Here is an 18,780-nt window from a genome sequence, read left to right as displayed (position 1 = left end):
TCTAAGGTGTGCGTATCTTCAGTTATATTTTTGTTTTATTGTTCAAAGTTGTGTGGTTGCATCTTAAATTTTGAACAAATTTTTAAATTTCAATCTGGGTTGGCTTTGTTTTTGTCATGATGGTGATATGAAAACAATATTTATCGTAGAAGATGAGACAGGCATCAGAGATGCATTGCAACTACTCCTGTCATTTGAGAATTATGACGTACGCTCTTTTTCGACTGCAGCGTTGTTTAACAGCAGAGACAAATCGGTAATTCCAGATATCTTTATTTTAGATGTGAAACTTCCTGACGGACTCGGTACAGATCTGTGCAATGAAATAAAGCAAGATCCTTCAACTTCTGATATTCCTGTAATGATTATCAGTGCCCACGCTAAAGCAGAACAGGTAACTAATGCCTGTGAAGCGGATGAATTTATCGGTAAACCATTTGATATTGACGATGTTCTGGTAAAAATTGAAAATCTGATCAATAAACCCAAATCAGTAACCAATTGATTTGACACTATAAAACCTACCGATTTCCAGTAGGTTTTATTATTTTATTGATTGTTCCAAAAGTTATTTAATTCTGATTACGCGAAGTTTATGTAAAATAACCATGGTCTGAAATCCCATATCCCATTCAAACCATCTTGATGCGTTATTGGGTCTCTGTGGATGTCTGTGATGATTGTTATGATAGGCTTCACCCCAGAAAATAAAGTCAAATGGAAGAATATTTTTTGAAGTATTTTTCATCTTATAATTCTCATAACCAAATTTATGAGCCCACCAGTTAACTGCCATACCCTGCAAAGAACCCATAATAATTGTAGCAGGAAGAAACAACCATTGCCACCAAGCTGTTGCTAAAAGCCAGTAAATAAAAACATAAATCCCGATCCAGATAAATCTGGTAATATAATTGTGAGCAATTTTATCAAACTTTTCCCAATCCGGCAGATCTTTTTTGTATTTGTCTTCGGCTCCGGTTTTTCCGATATGTAAATTGAAATAATTGTTTCTCGTAGTCCACATCATCAAAAAAGGATTGGGATCATTATGCGGCGAATGCGGATCTTCTGCCTTATCTGTATGAGCATGATGAAGCCTGTGCATAAGACCGTAAGTATAGGCACTGATATAAGACGACCCCTGCGTTATAAAACATCCAAAATAAAACACTCTCTCCCAAAGTTTTGACATCGTGAAGAGATTATGTGCCGCATATCTGTGATGAAATACCGACTGAAAAAAAAGTGATGCATACCAATGAATGATAATGAAAATAAGTATAGCCATGAAATCTTGTTTATATATCAATTGAACTCTGAATATGGTCAGCAGTGCAATAGAAATACCTAAACATAAAATTGCCCGACAACTTATATCATATACGAAATAATTTAATATATGGTTTTAACAAAGATAGGTTATATAAACTGGTTGACAGCTAATTTTCCATGAATTAAAAATTATTTATGAAAGAATTAGAAAACTATAATAAACTTTCTGTTGTAGCAAGTGAAAAACTGATCTTGCGTTTGCCTATTTTACTTGAAACGGTGATTAGCATCACTGCTGATAAACATTGTATTTTTTTCTTCAGAAATTATTTCTAAAAAGCGTTCGTAGTGTTTTAAAACATCGGAAATGAGTTCGTTTTTTGTAAAAAGTTTTACATCATATCCTTCCCTGTTGTCACCAAAATATGATTTTGGGAAATAAATGAGATCCTCTTCAGATCCGGGAAGATTTTCCTCATTCAGCAAATGCTCTGAAACAACTTTAGGCTCACTTTTTACACCATAGATAAAGTTGTTGATGATATCATACCTGATTTCAATTTCAATACTTTGCGGAATGTTTTCAGAATTGATCTTTGCCTCCACTTTATTTACCGCAAATTCGGAAAGCAGCTCCTCAAATGCCTGCATTACGGTGGTTTGGATATATTTTTCGGTTGATTGAGCATCATTAAATGAGACAATCTGTTTCAGTCTTTCCTTCCAGTGCTCACCCGACCAGGGAACCGTTGTTGATGAAAAATCTTTTTCGTAATAATTTTTATCTATGATCAATGCTTTGGCAAGACTTATGATAAATAAGAGCATAATGATTGAAAAAGGCAGTGCCGTAATAAGTGTCATACTTTGCAAAGCAGCTAAACCGCCTGCATTGAGCAACATTAATGACAATACTGCCAGCAATAATCCCCAACCAACGGTCTGCCATCTTGGTGAAACTCTCGAATTTTTTGTAGCAATACTATTCATCACATAAATACCGCTGTCTGCAGACGTTATGAAAAAAATGATAATAATGCCTATGACTAAGAAGCTTACCAGTTGAGTAAAAGGAAGATATTCAAGAAACTGGAACATCAATCCGTCCGGATCTCTAGCCATTTTACTCAAAAATCCGTCGGCAACATTGGCATCAAACCATATTGCACTATTACCAAAAACAGACATCCAAATAAAATTGAAAAGAGTTGGTAAAATCAACACCGCAGATACAAATTCTCTTATTGTTCTTCCTTTTGAGATTCTTGCTATAAAAAGTCCTACGTACGGCGACCATGATATCCACCATGCCCAGTACAAAATCGTCCAGTCATAGAACCATGACTGGGTATTTTCTTCATAAACATGAGTATTAAAAGTAAGGCTGAAAAAGCTGTTGATATACGTCCCAATTCCTTCAGTAAAGCTTCCGATCAGATAAACCGTTGGTCCCAAAGCCAATACAAAAATCAACAGAACTACGACAGCAATAATATTGACATTGCTTAAAATTTTCACTCCTTTATCTAATCCTGTTACTGCAGATAATATGGCAAGTGAAACCAAAACAGCGACGATCAGAATTTGATATAAAAAACTGGTTTCAGGTAAAATATCAAGCGTTACAAGTCCCGAATTGATCTGTACAACACCAAATCCCAATGTTGTGGTAATTCCGAAAAAAGTACTGCATAATGCAAAAACATCAATAACATTTCCCCATTTTCCTTTAATTTTATCTTTAAGTAACGGGTAAAAACAACTTCTCAGTGACAATGGAAGCCGGTACCTGTAGGAAAAATAAGCAAGAGCCAGCCCGACAACACCATAAATTGCCCAGGCATGAATACCCCAATGGAAAAAAGTATAAAGCTGAGCATTTTGAGCTCTTTGAACAGAAGATTTTCCTGAAAAAATATCATTAGAATAATGCTGCATTGGCTCTGCCACACTAAAATACATCAGACCAATTCCCATTCCTGCAGCAAAAAGCATAGAGAGCCACGAAAAAAAGCTGTAATCCGGTTTGCTGTCATTTCTGCCAAGACGGATATTTCCGTATGAACTTGTCATGATATATACCAGAAAAATCACAAATATCGTTACTGCCCAAACGTAAATCCAGTTGAGATTCACAAAAATAAAATTTTTAACGATTGTTAATAAACCGTCGGTTATTTTAGGATATATTGCTGAAACCAGACAGATTCCGACAATAAAAATCATACTGGGAACAATGATCCCTTTTTTGAGAGTGCTTCTTATTTTATATTTTTTTAAAATATTCATTGACTAAATTTACGAGGAAAAAACAAAAAAACATAAATGGAATATCCAATATTTTTCTTAACAGACTTTAAATTCTGTCTGAATTTTTATTTTCAAAAAAAATTATTTAGTAAAGGCTTGTGTAATTTTTATTGCGAGCGGCCTAAATACCCTTTTTAATTTTAGCCTCCTTTACAACCGCTAAAAGTTCACGTATTGCTTTTGTATCGTGCAATTCTTGTAGCTGAGTTAGAATGTGATGCATCTCGTTGATCAAAAGGCGGTCATCTTTACCATAGTCCCATATAGGATAGATATATTCATTAAAAAGATCAGTAAACGAGCGTTCTTTGGTTATAATCCTTACCCAACCATTGTCACCTTTAATTTGATTTGACGGATTGTTTTTCAACCGAAATGCTAATAACTGACTTAGTGATTGTAAACTCAAAACAGCAGTTCCCGGATCATTTATTCCCGGACTTAAAGCTCTGATAGCAACTTCCATTAACTGCCGGAATCCGTAATGGTATGATGAATCAATATTCTGACCCCGATGAATGTCTATCAAACTATTGATCTCATTCAGCAAATCCTCAGAAATGTCGTCTCTGTTAACCTTCATCAATGGTGTATCTTGTATAACAAAGGTTCCTACAGGATAATTAAAAGCAATAATGATATCTTCTTTTTCACAGATTCTCAACATGCTGTCACGCAGAAATCCCTGAAATATGCCGGACTTATATGCGTTGATTGGAAAGTAGTCATTTACAGAAAAGCTAGGATCGGAAATATCTTCCGAAATACAATTTTCTTTAAGTGAATGACAGGCAGCATCATAAATTCTATGGATAATTGTATCATATTTCACCGATTGAGTAACATAATGCAGGAAATATATAAATAAAAAAATATCTACAACTGTAAGAGCGATCAAAAAATAAGTACTGATAGCCGGTACATAAATACCTGAATTTATATCTCTTATGGTACTCAACAAAAAAAGTGCATACACAATTGTTCCGATATAAAAGCCTAAGATAGTCTGTTGAAAACGATTTCCTATGAGTTTGTCTAAAATGCGGTTGCTCATCTGCGATGCCGCCTGATTGAGTAAAATCATTACCATACTGAAACTGAAAACAGTCAAAGAGATAATTCCTCCTGTAATGGTTGAAATGATGGTTCTTGCGGTACTTGCGTCCTTTAATGTAAGCCAATATGCATTGCTTTTTATTTCTTTTCCTGCATCAGAAAAATCAAACTGAACCATAAAAAACGATAATACCAAAAACGCAAATGCTACTGTTCCGGGAATAAATGCGATACTGTTGGTAATATTTTTATAGATCTTTCTTACAGACTTGAATATATTTTTATTCATGGTTCAAATTTTTATAAGCAAATCAACTTACCTATGATTACAATTTTTTTGGAATATTGAAGATCAATCAATTCTCTTTACATTGGACAAAGGCGAATCTTTATCTGAAAGCGAACCCGTTTTCACTACTGTGAATTTACCATTTGCTTCCATGACAACAGCTTCAACATTTTCCAGAGAAGTAATTTGATTGCTACGCAATGCAGAACGCACCTCTGCTTCTGTTACTCTTTCTTTTTTTAATGCGCTCCAAAGAAATTCTCCTTTGTAAAACAACAATGTTGGATCTGAGCTGATGAGTTTAGAAACTTTATTGGATCTTAAAGACAGATATGCCAAAAGGTATTGTAATGAGATTAGCATTGCAAGAGCTAAAATACCGTCTGCCAGTGAAACTTCTTTGCTTAATAACAATGTTGCCAACGTAGAGCCTAAAGCAACGGTAACAATAAAATCAAATTCTTTCATTTGTGATAATGTTCTTTTACCAGATATTCTAAGCATCAATATCAATGCGAAGTAGCCTAATAATCCCACTATAAAAGTTCTGACAAGACTTTCCCAATTGTCAAAAAACAAATTTTCCATAATAATTTTGTGATTTTTATAACAGATTATCATGAGATGTTCATTCTAATGACAAACTATCTTTGTAATTAATAGTTAAACTTCATAATTGTATTATGAATGCAAAATTATAGTGCAATTAATGTTCCTTAAAAGGTACTTTTAATAACAAATCTTAGCCTGATTAATTTTAAGCGGCTTTATTCAGTAAATTACTTATCTCTTTTCAACAAAAAAGTAAATATACTTCCTGCTCCCAATTCGCTTTTAGCAGTAATTTTTCCACCTTGTGCTTCAATAAACTGTTTGCTGATATTTAATCCAAGACCTGTCCCCTGTTTTTTTGTTCCCGGAATTTTAAAGTAGCGTTCAAAAATTCTGTCTAAATATTCTTCTTCAATCCCTCTTCCATAATCCTGCACCGAAAAACAAATATGCTCACTATCACCGAAAACCTCAATATCAATTTCAGCATTTTCATATGAATAGCGGATGGCATTAGACAACAGATTATTCAAAACCCAGGATGTTTTCTCACTATCTGCCAAGACGTTTGTAATATTATCATCAATTGTAACATTAATGTGAATATTTTTCTGTTCCGAGGCAGACTTGTTGGCTTTTACGGCATCATCAATAATTGCTTTGATGTCCGAAGACTTTATATTCAACTGTATGGAACCGCTTTCTACCTGAGTAATATTGAGCAGTTCACCAGTAATTTTCAGAAGTCGGTTAGCATCTTCTTTGATTCCATTCACCAAATTTTTCTGCTCGTTATTCAGGTTTCCGATTTGTTCGTTTTCTAAGAGTTGTAAGCCCATTTTAATAGAAGAAATTGGCGTTTTAAATTCATGCGAGACTGTTCCTAAAAAGTTGGTTTTAGCTAAATCCAATTCTTTAAAAGGGGTAATGTTTCTCAGCATTATTACCTGACCAATAAAGCGGCTTTCCTGCTCTCCGGTTGGAACTACGTTAATATCAATTATTTCTTTTTCGAAATAACTTTCCTTACTGTCAGCAAATATTTTTACAGGTTCTTTATCTGGATTGATATTGTCAGGCTTTATCAATTCTCTGATCAAATCTCTCACAAGGTCATTGGTTACTGCTACATCCTGAATCAGTTTTCCTACAAAAGCTTCTTTTTTCAATCCTGTAATTTTAAGAGCTTCATCATTCACAAAAAGCACTTTTTTATTTTCATCAATACCGATTACGGGATCGTGCATATTATCAATCAAAGTCTCAATACGTTTTTTGCCTCTTATGATCTTATCCAGCTTACTTTCAGAATATTCCTGAAGTTTTTCCGCCATTGTATTGAAGGATTTTGCCAGTTCGCCAAACTCACTTTTGCTTTGGAAATGAACCCTTTCTTTATAGTTCTGATTGGCGATCTGCCGGATGCTTTCTGTCAGAATCTTAATAGGATCCGCAATATTAGACGGCAGATTTACCAAAAGAATAAACGCAACAATGAAACACAGCATTCCCGTAACGGAAATTACCATTATCGCAGTTTCAGCAGTAGAATCTGCAATGCTACTTTTGTGTTCGATCGCACTCATATTCAGCTGCATCAGTTCTGCAATATCCTTTCTTATGGATGATTGAAGAAATATATTTCCGGTGTCTTTTTTCAATGCTTCAAAATGTACGGAAACATTATCTGTGGCTTCTTTCTCACCGGATTCTGTTACATTTTTCTGCTGTTTGTGTAAATATTTCTGAAAAACCTGATAAGCAAGCGGGTCAGAATTTATTTCCTCCAGCGCCAAAAGCATATTTCGGGAATATTCTAATGTGTTGTAGTTGGCTTTCAGGATGTTATTGGTATCTTTTTTCAATTGATTAATGTACCATCCGCTCAGAACCGACAATACAAAAATCATGATAAAGAGCAAACCGACACCAATATTGAGTTTTGTTTTAATTTTCACTTTAATAAATTGATAATTGTGAATTAGAAATTGAAATTACTTAGCAACAGAATTCTTAGTTGTTTTAATGATTGAAACCAAAAGTTTTATCAATTCTTCCAAATCAAAAATAAGAGACTGTGATAATTTTTCGTCTATAAAATCTGTATCTTTCAATAATCTTATCCAATATCTCGTTTCATTTGCTTCCTTGTTTGCAATTGAAAGTTTATGAATAAAATCCATTTTACTTTCTCCCTGCAAAGCTTCTTCCACCATTGCACCGATAGAAGTTCCGCTCCTTAAAACTTGTTTTGATAGAATAAACTCTTTTTTATCGTCTTTCAAAAATTTATAAAACTTTACAATTCTTACCGCAAAAAGGTAAGACTTATCTTTTAAAATATTTTGATTTTTCATATTTCAATTTTAAATTTTCAACTTAATATAACTAAGTCTATATTTTCTTTTGATAATTTATTGAGCAGTGAATTGAAAGTATCTGTTGCAGCAATGATTTTCCAGATACTGAGATGAGGTTTCCCGATGCATACAGTCGTAATTTTCCTATCCTCGCATTGCTGCATAATGGTTTGTGCAACATTTGAGCCTTCAACCTTGATAATTTCTGCTCCCAATTCTGTTGCTAATTTAAAATTATTAATAAGATATCTCTGCTTATCCAGCGCAATTTTATCCGGTTTTTCCTTTGGAATCTGAACATACAGCAGATACCACTGACTGTTGTAATAATTCGCAAGTCTTGCCGCTTTTCGGATCACATTTTTTGCGGTTTTTTCATTGGAACTGATGCAGGCCAGAAAACGTTCTTTCCGGATATTTTTAATGACCGACACTTCTGTTTCCACTTTTCGCTGCACTTGTGATGCCACTTCTTTTAAAGCTAATTCACGAAGCTGGAGGATGTTTTCACTTTTAAAGAAATTGCTCAGTGCAGAATTGATTTTTGATTGATCATATATTTTTCCAGCTTTCAGTCGGTCAATCAGCTCTTCTGCGGTCAGGTCGATGTTCACTACCTCATCCGCCTGAGCCAAAACGCTGTCGGGAATCCTTTCTTTTACTTCGATATCCGTTATGCTTTTGATGTCTTCATTCAGGCTTTCGATATGCTGAATGTTAACCGCACTAATGACATTAATTCCTGCTTCCAGAATTTCTAAAACATCCTGCCATCGTTTTTGGTTTTTGCTGCCTTCTATATTGGTATGTGCTAATTCATCCACAATCACTACTTCCGGACGAAGATTAATGACTGCTTGTACATCCAGTTCATCCAGCTCTTTTCCTTTGTAAAACAATTTTCTTCTGGGAATGATTGGCAGACCTTCCAGCAATGCGTGTGTTTCCTTACGGTGATGCGTTTCAATATAACCGATTTTTACATCAATGCCGTTTGACAGAAGTGAATGCGCTTCCTGCAGCATCCGATAAGTTTTTCCGACGCCTGCACTCATCCCGATATAGATCTTGAATTTTCCGCGTCTTGATTTTTTGATCAGACTGAGGAAATCCTGAGCAGATTTTTTTTCGTCCATAATTTTTTCAGTTAGAAGTAAAAAGTTAGAAGTAAAAAAGTGATATGTAATGTAGAACGAGAAATTAAGACTTAAAGTGAGAAAAAAAACTTTAATTTTTACCAATAAATACCGTTTCCACTTTTACATTTTCACTTCAAACTTCTCACTTATTAGAAGCTAACAGCCAGTGATGTAACAGCCGATAAATTATTTTTCCTTAATTCATTATCTCTGTTAAAGAAAATCTGGTCTTTGCTGTTCAGGTTTTTTACTTCCGTTCTCCAAACCAAATTAGGAAGAATCCAGTAATCTACATTCATTGAATATCCAAAAGTCTGAAAACCTTTTTCTGTTCCTGTAGGCACAATAACACCATTTTTATCTTGGTAATATTCGCCTCTCGCAGCAAAACTCAATTTTTCTGCAGGACTGTATTTTGCAATAACCACAGGTGAATACCAAATATTATATTGCTCGCTGCCTTTGGCATTCTGCTCAGCTCCGATGTCGAACCCTGTAATCAGAGCAAACTTTTTACTGATTTGAAAACTTCCGTACAGATTGTGAAAGTATCTCACCTGTCTGATGCTGTCCGGCTTATCGTTACCGATGAAAGAACTGCTGTTCAGGGTAATTTTATCGTTAGGTTTATAAGTCAACTGATGTCCGAACGCTACGGTTGAATTTCCGTCTACACGCTGGATTCTTTGCCATCCGTTAAGAACTAAAGCACTTACAAACCATTTTCCGCTGTCGCTGGTGTAAGAGATTTTGGCACCGCTTTCAAAATAAGGCGAGTTGTCTGCCAACATACTTCTGGTCAAAGTAAAACAATCTTTGCTTACTGCACTTTCAAAACCGATATGTGATGGCATTACACCCGCATCAATCCAGAGGTTTTTGTTTTTTGATATTTTTACCCCAACATTGGCCTCATAAATATTTTTAAGAACACCCGGTTCTGCCGCATAATTGGCATTCATGTAAGTTCCCACACCTAAAGCTACATTGGCTCTGAATTTTTCGGTTTCGTAATTAGCCTTTACAAATCCCAAATTAAGGTTTACCTCATTGTTTCTGTTGTGGCTGTACACAAATCCGGGTCTTGTGTTGTTTTCAGGATTATTGAAATCGTACTGGTAATACACCTCTGCATATCCAGAGATTTTTAAAGGGTTTTTAGTTTCTGTTTCTTCCTGAGCGTGCAGTGTAGAAAATGCGCCAAGCATTGCAAATGCAAGTAATGATAATTTCTTCATTTTTAGTAATATAATTTACTTCAAACCGTCTAATGCGATATTGAGTTTTAAAACATTGATTTTTTCTGTTCCGAACATCTCAAGGAAAGGAGGTTCGATACTGTTTTGGATGAGTGAATTCACCCTGCTGAGGTCAATTTTTCTAACGTTGGCAATTCTTTGAGCCTGAACCTTAGCGGCCTGAACCGAAATATTCGGATCCAAACCCGCTCCACTCGCCGTCACAATATCAGAAGGGATTTCAGATTTCTTAACCGTTGGATTGTGCTTCATAAAGTTTTCAATCCTGCCTTCAACTTCTTTTAGGTAATCAGGATTTGAAGGTCCTTTATTACTTCCCCCTGCTCCCGCAGCGTTGTAATCTACAGCCGACGGACGAGACCAAAAATATTCGTCTTTATCGAATTTCTGTCCTACATTAGCGTAAAATTTTTTCCCATTATGCTCAATGATTTCTCCTTTTCCGTTATTCGGGGCAGTCTGAGCGATTCCATAGATGAGAAATGTGTAGATTCCTGAGAAAAATACAGCGCAGAAAAGTGTTAATCTGATGGCTGGTAATATATTTTGTTTCATTTCTTTTATTGTTAAAATTGATTGTTAGAATCCGGGCAGATGGATAGTAATTTACTATTAAAATTTCAGATAAATCCACCTGTACCGGTGTCCTAACATTAATTATTTTTAGTTTAAATAAATACTGACACGAGTAAATCAATTAATTTGATTCCGATAAATGGTATTAAAACACCTCCCAAACCGTAAATCAGAAGATTTCTTCTCAATAATGCACTAGCTCCAATTGGTTTATAAGCTACACCTTTCAAAGCCAGAGGAATCAGCATCGGGATGACAATCGCGTTGAAAATTACTGCAGAAAGAATCGCTGATTCCGGAGAATGAAGTCCCATAATATTAAGACCCTGCAATGCCGGAATCGAAGCAATAAACAATGCCGGAACGATTGCAAAATATTTGGCTACGTCATTCGCAATACTGAATGTTGTAAGCGTTCCACGGGTCATCAATAACTGCTTTCCGATTTCAACCACTTCAATCAGTTTAGTCGGGTCGTTATCCAAATCCACCATATTTCCGGCTTCTTTGGCAGCCTGTGTTCCGCTGTTCATCGCAACACCTACGTCTGCCTGAGCAAGAGCTGGAGCATCGTTGGTTCCGTCTCCCATCATCGCTACCAATCTTCCTTCCGATTGCTCTTTTTTGATGTAATTCATTTTATCTTCAGGTTTTGCCTCTGCGATAAAATCATCTACACCGGCTTTTTCAGCAATAAATTTGGCAGTTAAAGGATTGTCTCCCGTAACCATAACGGTTTTGATTCCCATTTTTCTTAAACGGTCAAAACGTTCTTTGATTCCCGGCTTGATGATATCCTGAAGTTCTATAACCCCAAGCGCTCTTTCATTCTCTGAAACCACGAGCGGTGTTCCTCCGTTTTGCGAGATTTCTCTGACCTTTTGCTCAACCTCTGCCGGAAATAGATTGCCCGAATTTGTAACAATATTTTTAATTGCGTCAGTTGCTCCTTTTCTGATTCGTATGTTTTCATAATCAATTCCCGAACTTCTTGTTTCTGCCGTAAAACTGATGAATTGCGGTTCTTTTACTTCATAGCTCAAAGGATTGATACCTGCGAGTTCAATAATTGATTTTCCTTCCGGTGTATCGTCGGCCATTGAGCTGAGTACGGCTGCTTTAACTAAAACGGCTTCGTCTATGCTGTTTGCCGGATAAAAATGAGTAGCCTTTCTGTTTCCGATCGTGATAGTTCCTGTTTTGTCCAATAAAAGAACGTCAATATCTCCTGCAGTTTCTACCGCTTTACCACTTTTGGTGATCACATTGGCTCTTAAAGCTCTGTCCATTCCTGCAATACCGATGGCTGATAATAATCCTCCAATCGTTGTTGGGATCAGACAAACAAATAAGGAGATGAACGCCGCAATCGTGATCGGTGTATTGGCGTAATCACCGAAAGGTTTTAAAGTGACCGTTACAATGATGAAAACCAATGTGAAACCTGCCAAAAGAATGGTTAAAGCAATTTCATTGGGTGTCTTCTGCCTGGAAGCACCTTCCACCAAAGCAATCATTTTATCAAGGAAGCTTTCCCCAGGCTCTGTTGTTACTTTTACTTTAATTTTATCAGAAAGCACTTTTGTTCCTCCGGTTACACTGCTTTTATCTCCGCCAGATTCACGGATTACCGGAGCAGATTCTCCCGTAATGGCACTTTCGTCAATCGTAGCCAAACCTTCGATAATTTCTCCGTCAGACGGGATGATGTCTCCTGCTTCACAAACAAATACATCTCCTTTTCTAAGCTGATTGGACGGAACTATTTTAACTTCTCCATTTGAAGCCAGTATTTTAGCTGGAGTTTCTTCTCTTGTTTTTCTTAAAGAATCCGCCTGTGCTTTACCTCTTGCTTCAGCGATAGCCTCTGCAAAATTGGCAAAAAAAAGCGTGATGAATAAAATAAAGGTTACGATGATATTGTACCCCAGGCTTCCCTGGCTTTTTTCACCCATCGCAATCCAGATACATACTCCGGTCATTACCAGAGTTCCGATGTATACCATAAACATCACCGGGTTGCGGAACATTTTTGAAGGGTGAAGTTTTATAATTGATTGTTTCAGTGCCTCATTGACTAATTCTGCCTGAAACAAATTGTTATTTCCTTTCATTGTTTTAATAATTAATTACATTGAAAAATATTCAGCGATAGGTCCCAAAGCCAGAGCCGGGAAGAATGATAAAGCTGCTACAATAGCAATTACTACAAATACCATTAAGCCGAATGTTGCGGTATCTGTTTTTAAAGTTCCCGCGCTTTCAGGAATGTATTTTTTGGCAGCAAGGCTTCCTGCAATAGCTACCGGACCGATAATCGGTAAATATCTTGCCATCAGCATTACGATTCCGCAGGCAATATTCCAGAATGGTGTGTTGTCTCCCAATCCTTCGAAACCGCTTCCGTTGTTGGCACTGGATGAGGTAAACTCATACAACATTTCGCTGAAACCGTGAAACCCAGGATTATTTAGCCAGCTTCCGTATTCATCGGGATTGTGTGCAACCATAAAACTGGAGATGGCAGTTCCTGTAAGAATTAGAAAAGGATGAAGAAGTGCAATCATCATGGCAATTTTCATTTCCTTGGCTTCGACTTTTTTACCAAGAAATTCCGGTGTTCTGCCGACCATCAATCCGCTGATGAAAACCGCCAGGATAATGAAGATGTAAAAATTAAGAAAACCAACACCAACACCTCCGTAAAATGCATTCACCATCATCCCGAGCATAGCATTCATTCCGGAAAGCGGGGTTAATGAATCGTGCATGGAATTAACGGAACCATTACTCGTCACCGTTGTATTGATTGCCCAATATGCGGAAGCAGCCGGTCCGAATCGAACTTCTTTTCCTTCCATACTACCCAAATTCTGAGTAATTCCCATTTTTTCAATAGCTGAATTGCCATTCATTTCGTTAATTACTGTTGGAATCAATAAAAGTAAAAATCCAACGGTCATTACTCCGAAAACAGTCAACGCCAGCTTTTTTCTTTTTAAAACATAACCCATTGCAAATACCATCGCTATCGGAATCAGCATAATCGATATGGTTTCGACCATGTTAGTAAAATAGCTAGGATTTTCCAGCGGATGCGAAGAGTTAGGTCCAAAAAAACCCCCACCATTGGTTCCTAACTGTTTGATTGCTACAAATCCTGCCACCGGACCACGGCTTACCTCAACCTCATCTCCCTGAAGAGTAATAATTTTTTCCTTACCTTCAAACGTCATCGGAGTACCGTTTAGAGCCAATAATGAAGCTACAATTACTGCAACCGGAAATAAAATTCTGGTGCAGGTTCTGATGAATAGAAAATAAAAATTCCCCAATTTATCAGTCGTTTTCTCTTTCATGGCAAGGAAAACCACAGCGGCAATCGCAATACCACAACCTGCAGAAATAAACTGCCAAAGCATTAAGGTTAATTGTCCTAAGTAAGACAATCCGGATTCTCCCGAATAATGCTGAAGGTTGGTGTTGGTCACAAAACTTACGGCGGTATTAAAAGCCAAATCTCCGCTCATTGAAGGGTTGTTGTCGGGATTCAGGGGAAGCCAGCTCATATTGGTAAGTACAAACATTGAAATGAGAAACCAAACCGCATTAATGGTAAGCAATGCGGCAAGATGCTGCTTCCAGTTCATTTCCTTTTCGGGATCAATTCCTGAAATTTTGTAAAATAATTTGTCGATTGGGTTAAAAATCCCATCCAGCCAGGTTTTTTCTTTGGTAAAGATCTTTCCTATGTATCTTCCTAAGGGTATCGCCAGAGTTACGGTGATAGCAAACATCAGGATAATTCCTAAAATTTCTGTATTCATAATTATATTCGTTAGAAGTGAGATGTAAAACGTACGAAGGATTGACCTTAAATTTTAACTTCTCACATTTTTACTTTTTAAAATTTTTCTGGTTTTATCAGCACGTAGCACATATATCCGAATACGGCTATCGCAATGATGAATAATGCAATCATATCTTTTCAAAATATTTAACTGTTAAAAAAAAGATGATAAACAGGAAAATTCCTGATAACGTGAGTATAAATGTCATCATTTTATGGATTGAATGTTCTGTAAATAATTCCAGCGCAAATGATTATTCCGTAAAATGTAACCAACAGATTCCAGGGAACAACCTTTAATGGATTTTCAGTTTCTTTTTGTGAAGATTGTGGAGTAAATCTTGTGATTGGATGTAATGTTTTTCGATGATTCATTCTTTAATTATTTGAATCAACTATGCCAAGATATATTCCGATTTAATTAAATTGAATTTAATATATTCATTTACAATTAAATACATTAAATTTTGAGATTTAAATAAATAAAAAAACCTATCAAAATGATAGGCTCGTTATCAGAATGATAGGCTGATTATGATATTTTATATTCTTCAATCTTACGGTAAAGTGTCGCAATGCCGATTTCCAGCAAACGAGCGGCTTCAGCTTTGTTACCTTTGGTGTGATTGAGGATTTTCTGGATATGAAGTTTCTCTGCACTTGCCATTGAAAAAGCCGATAAAATTTTATTCTCAGATAAATTTGTGCTGGAATTTTGCTGTAAATCAAACGGCAGACTACTGACAGACAATTCCTGACTTTCTTCCAAAATCACGCTCCTTTCAATAATATTTCTAAGCTCACGGATGTTTCCTTTCCAGGAATGTTTTTTGAGTGAATTAAGATACTCATCGGAAATACCGGTTGTTTTTTTTCCGATCTTACCTGAAAATTTTCTGAGAAAAAAATAGGCAAGTTCTTCAATGTCTGAAGGTCTTTCTCTCAAAGATGGCAAAACTATATTGAAAATATTGATCCGATAATATAAATCTTCCCGGAAGTTTCCGTTATCAATTTCTTTTTGCAAATCCCGGTTGGTTGCAGCAATTATTCTTACGTTGACTTTCGTCGGTTTACTGTCGCCAACTTTCAGAAATTCGCCGGATTCCAAAACACGAAGCAGCTTTGCCTGCAGATCCAAAGGCATTTCTCCGATCTCATCCAGGAAAACCGTTCCGTTATTAGCTTCCTCAAAAATACCTTTAGAATCTTTCATTGCGCCTGTAAAGGCTCCGGCTTTGTGTCCGAACAGCTCATTTTCCAGTAGATCTTTGCCAAAAGCAGAACAGTTTATGGCTACAAAATTTTGTCTGCTTCGGTTACTTGCATTATGAACGGCTTGTGCAAAAACCTCTTTTCCTGTTCCTGTTTCGCCCGTTAAAAGCACCGTAGCATCTGTCACCGCAACTTTTTTTGCAGAAACAATGGCAGATTTTATAAGCGAAGATTTCCCGATAATATTATCGAAAGACTGTTTGTCACCCAACTGTTTTTCCAGCTGGAAAAGACGTTTGTTGAGCTTTACCTTTTCCAAAGCCTTATACACGAGCGGAATAATCCGGTTATTGTCATCACCTTTAGTAATATAATCAAAAGCACCGTTTTTGATAGCCTGTACACCGTCGGGAATATTTCCGAATGCTGTCAGGAGAATCACTTCTGAAGCAGGATAATTGTCTTTGATAATTTTAGAAAACTCCACACCACTTCCGTCCGGAAGCTTCACATCGCTGATAATGACATCAATTTCAGAAACTTCAAGTCTTTTTCTGGCATTTTTCAGATCAGAAGCCTGAAAAACCTCAAAACCTTCCAGACCGATAATTCTGGAAAGCAGTGTCCTGATCTTTTCTTCGTCGTCAATGATGAGAATTTTGTTCAATGGATGAAAAATTGTGTTGCAAATGTAATTATTACCTATCGAAATAATATTAAACTGAACACTTTATCTTTAGGATTACTTCAAAAATATATTATTTCTGTTCATTCAGTGGCAAAACAAATGAAAATATACTCCCATTGTTTTCTGAGCTTTGAACTTCAATGGTACCGCTGTGAAGCTCAACAATTTCTTTACAAAGATAAAGTCCGATACCAAATCCTGCAATAGATTCGCTATTGATACCTTTTATCCGGTAATATCGTTCAAATATCCGCTGCTGATCTTCTAGGGAAATTCCTTTTCCCTGATCATGAACACTAATCTTTAAAGTATTACCAATGGTTTGATATTCTACTGTAATTATAGTTTCCGGCTGAGAATACTTGACTGCATTCCCAATAAGGTTATGAAGCACCTGTGATATTTTTTCTCTGTCTGCAAGTACAAATATTTGCCCGGATGTTTTGAACATAATCTGGTGCGTATGGTTAGTTGCCAGAACTTCATCCTTAATTTCAGAGAATAACAACTCCACATCAAAAAGAGTTTTATCTATATACATCTGTCCAGAATCAAGTCTTGATACATTAAGAAAACCATTAATCATGCTGTTCATATTATCCACCTGCTTTAAAGATTTTTCAAGTGTATTTTGCTGAAAAAGGTTTTCTGTATTCATTGACATACGCTGCAAAACCTGAAGATACGCTTTAAGTGACGTGAGAGGTGTTTTAAGTTCGTGACTTACCATTCCCATAAAATCATCTTTTCTTTCTTCTTCTTTTTTCTGTTCGGTGATATCTCTAAGCGTACCATTAAGGCTCAAAGGATTGCCCTGCTGATCATAGAAAACTCTTCCATTAGCCTGCAGCAGCCTTATTTTTTTATCTGTATTATTTCTGATGCGATATTCTACAAAATAATTTCCGTCAGAATCTTTACTGAGACTTTTGTTGATAGCTTCAAATACACGGTCTCTATCTTCCGGCAAAATAACAGCTAATGCAAGTGAAAGATCAATATTTTCATGGGAAGCCAGTCCAAACCAAGTTTTAAGCAGCGTATTTCCCGAAAAAAGATTTGTTGAAGGCTGATAATAAAAGGTAGCCAGTTCCCCTGCATCTATAGCAAGAGCAAGCATTTGCTGATCATTTTCGTTTTTTCTGCGTTGTAAAACCTGTTGGGTGATCTCTTCAAGGATTACCAGAACACCTGAAATATCTCCGTCAGCGGAGCGTATGGGTTGATACACAGAATTTACTATAGCATCTCTCAAACCATCATTATGACGCAATCTGACAAGGAATTCTGTATTTATTCTAAGATTTCCGCTATGATAAACTTCTCTAAGCCAGTTATTCACCGGCTGCCCACGTAATTCCGGACGCACCTTTTCGTGTGGAAAACCAATTACTTCTGATTCTGTGCGTCCCCAAATCTTAAGAATTGCCGGATTAGCAATTTCAATAATATGTTCGGGTCCTTTCAGCATAGCAATTCCTACAGGAGCCTGCTCAATGATTGTACGGATATATTCTCTGCTGTGCGCAAGTTGCTTTAAAGAATGGTTTAGCTCTTTATTAGTTAAAGTGAGTTCTTCAAGAGTTGCTGCCATTTCTCTGTTGAGTGCCTGTTCTAGCTCTTCTTTTTTACGTATCTGCTGTAAAAATTCACGTCTTGAAGTTACCTTAAGAGCTGTATTGATAATGCACCATGTTTTATTGTGAGCATCAGTGAGTGCTTTGTATTCATAGTCAAAATAATCAAGCGTTTCTTTACCATTGATGATCAGTTTGGCAGGAGCCTCAGACACGGAATAAGTTTTACCAGTATGCCAAACTTCCTGAAGCAATCCTAAAAAAGGCTGACCTTCCAACTCTGGAATTGCTTCCATTAATGGTTTTCCTACCACCGAAGAATCCCTGCCCCAAATTGCAAGCATACCTTCATTTACGAAACGTATGACCATATTTTCGCCTGAATAAATAGCTGTTGGTGCAGAAGAAGAAGTTAGTGCCTGAATAATTAAATCAGAACTAAAGTTATTATTGAAAGGATTTTCTTCGGGGATCATAAATTTGACAAATATATATAAAAGAACCATTATTGCCATTAATATTATCTCCTAATTTACTTATTCATTTTTTTAAGAATAAATGAATTTTTAAAGCTATTATGATACTTAATCAGGATCAATAATAACTGTTTCTCTTTATATGAAAAAATGGAAGC

16 protein-coding genes are annotated in these 18,780 nt (G+C 36.3%); 1 reads left to right on the top strand and 15 read right to left on the bottom strand.

Features of this window, described 5'->3' with window-relative positions:
- The first annotated feature begins 127 nt into the window (after nucleotides 1-127).
- The gene (locus FNE73_RS05030) at nucleotides 128-505 is read left to right on the top strand and encodes a response regulator (protein ID WP_185147292.1); all 378 of its coding nucleotides are present in this window, start codon (nucleotides 128-130) and stop codon (nucleotides 503-505) included.
- Nucleotides 506-568: 63 nt separating this feature from the next.
- Here FNE73_RS05030 and FNE73_RS05025 read toward each other — a convergent pair whose 3' ends face one another.
- From FNE73_RS05025 to FNE73_RS04960, 15 genes are all read right to left on the bottom strand, one after another.
- Nucleotides 569-1,291, bottom strand: a complete 723-nt coding sequence (locus FNE73_RS05025) for a fatty acid desaturase (RefSeq protein WP_143883665.1) — start codon at nucleotides 1,289-1,291, stop codon at nucleotides 569-571.
- A 251-nt stretch (nucleotides 1,292-1,542) separates the two neighbouring features.
- Nucleotides 1,543-3,564, bottom strand: a complete 2,022-nt coding sequence (locus tag FNE73_RS05020; protein ID WP_143883664.1) for a BCCT family transporter — start codon at nucleotides 3,562-3,564, stop codon at nucleotides 1,543-1,545.
- A 142-nt stretch (nucleotides 3,565-3,706) separates the two neighbouring features.
- On the bottom strand, nucleotides 3,707-4,930 hold the full coding sequence (locus FNE73_RS05015) for a DUF2254 domain-containing protein (RefSeq protein WP_143883663.1): 1,224 nt from the start codon (nucleotides 4,928-4,930) through the stop codon (nucleotides 3,707-3,709).
- Between the two features lie 63 nt (nucleotides 4,931-4,993).
- On the bottom strand, nucleotides 4,994-5,518 hold the full coding sequence (locus FNE73_RS05010) for a DUF421 domain-containing protein (RefSeq protein ID WP_143883662.1): 525 nt from the start codon (nucleotides 5,516-5,518) through the stop codon (nucleotides 4,994-4,996).
- Between the two features lie 191 nt (nucleotides 5,519-5,709).
- Nucleotides 5,710-7,440 carry a sensor histidine kinase gene (locus FNE73_RS05005; protein ID WP_143883661.1) on the bottom strand — a complete coding sequence of 577 codons (1,731 nt, stop codon included), beginning with the start codon at nucleotides 7,438-7,440 and terminating at the stop codon, nucleotides 5,710-5,712.
- A gap of 36 nt (nucleotides 7,441-7,476) precedes the next feature.
- The gene (locus FNE73_RS05000; protein ID WP_130913210.1) at nucleotides 7,477-7,839 is read right to left on the bottom strand and encodes a four helix bundle protein; all 363 of its coding nucleotides are present in this window, start codon (nucleotides 7,837-7,839) and stop codon (nucleotides 7,477-7,479) included.
- Nucleotides 7,840-7,856: 17 nt separating this feature from the next.
- Nucleotides 7,857-8,978: a sensor protein KdpD gene (locus FNE73_RS04995; RefSeq protein ID WP_143883660.1), complete on the bottom strand. Its 1,122-nt coding sequence runs from the start codon at nucleotides 8,976-8,978 to the stop codon at nucleotides 7,857-7,859.
- Nucleotides 8,979-9,130: 152 nt separating this feature from the next.
- The gene (locus FNE73_RS04990) at nucleotides 9,131-10,219 is read right to left on the bottom strand and encodes a porin (protein WP_143883659.1); all 1,089 of its coding nucleotides are present in this window, start codon (nucleotides 10,217-10,219) and stop codon (nucleotides 9,131-9,133) included.
- A gap of 15 nt (nucleotides 10,220-10,234) precedes the next feature.
- Nucleotides 10,235-10,795: a K(+)-transporting ATPase subunit C gene (locus FNE73_RS04985; RefSeq protein ID WP_143883658.1), complete on the bottom strand. Its 561-nt coding sequence runs from the start codon at nucleotides 10,793-10,795 to the stop codon at nucleotides 10,235-10,237.
- Nucleotides 10,796-10,908: 113 nt separating this feature from the next.
- Complete coding sequence (gene kdpB / locus FNE73_RS04980) at nucleotides 10,909-12,930, bottom strand: potassium-transporting ATPase subunit KdpB (protein WP_143883657.1); 2,022 nt, start codon at nucleotides 12,928-12,930, stop codon at nucleotides 10,909-10,911.
- A gap of 15 nt (nucleotides 12,931-12,945) precedes the next feature.
- The gene (gene kdpA, locus FNE73_RS04975) at nucleotides 12,946-14,643 is read right to left on the bottom strand and encodes a potassium-transporting ATPase subunit KdpA (RefSeq protein WP_143883656.1); all 1,698 of its coding nucleotides are present in this window, start codon (nucleotides 14,641-14,643) and stop codon (nucleotides 12,946-12,948) included.
- A gap of 77 nt (nucleotides 14,644-14,720) precedes the next feature.
- Nucleotides 14,721-14,798 (bottom strand): K(+)-transporting ATPase subunit F, encoded by a 78-nt coding sequence (kdpF, locus tag FNE73_RS04970; RefSeq protein WP_143883822.1) that lies wholly within the window; start codon nucleotides 14,796-14,798, stop codon nucleotides 14,721-14,723.
- 81 nt (nucleotides 14,799-14,879) lie between these two features.
- Nucleotides 14,880-15,041, bottom strand: coding sequence for a hypothetical protein (locus tag FNE73_RS16685; protein WP_185147291.1), 162 nt, complete (start codon nucleotides 15,039-15,041; stop codon nucleotides 14,880-14,882).
- Between the two features lie 157 nt (nucleotides 15,042-15,198).
- Nucleotides 15,199-16,548 (bottom strand): sigma-54-dependent transcriptional regulator, encoded by a 1,350-nt coding sequence (locus FNE73_RS04965; protein ID WP_143883655.1) that lies wholly within the window; start codon nucleotides 16,546-16,548, stop codon nucleotides 15,199-15,201.
- Between the two features lie 91 nt (nucleotides 16,549-16,639).
- Complete coding sequence (locus tag FNE73_RS04960; RefSeq protein WP_185147290.1) at nucleotides 16,640-18,622, bottom strand: PAS domain-containing sensor histidine kinase; 1,983 nt, start codon at nucleotides 18,620-18,622, stop codon at nucleotides 16,640-16,642.
- Between the last annotated feature and the right edge of the window lie 158 nt (nucleotides 18,623-18,780).

The sequence above is a fragment of the Chryseobacterium binzhouense genome (genome assembly GCF_007474545.1).
GTDB lineage: Bacteria > Bacteroidota > Bacteroidia > Flavobacteriales > Weeksellaceae > Chryseobacterium > Chryseobacterium binzhouense.
Note: the sequence above shows the minus strand (reverse complement) of the source record. Positions and strands in the feature narration are given on the sequence as shown.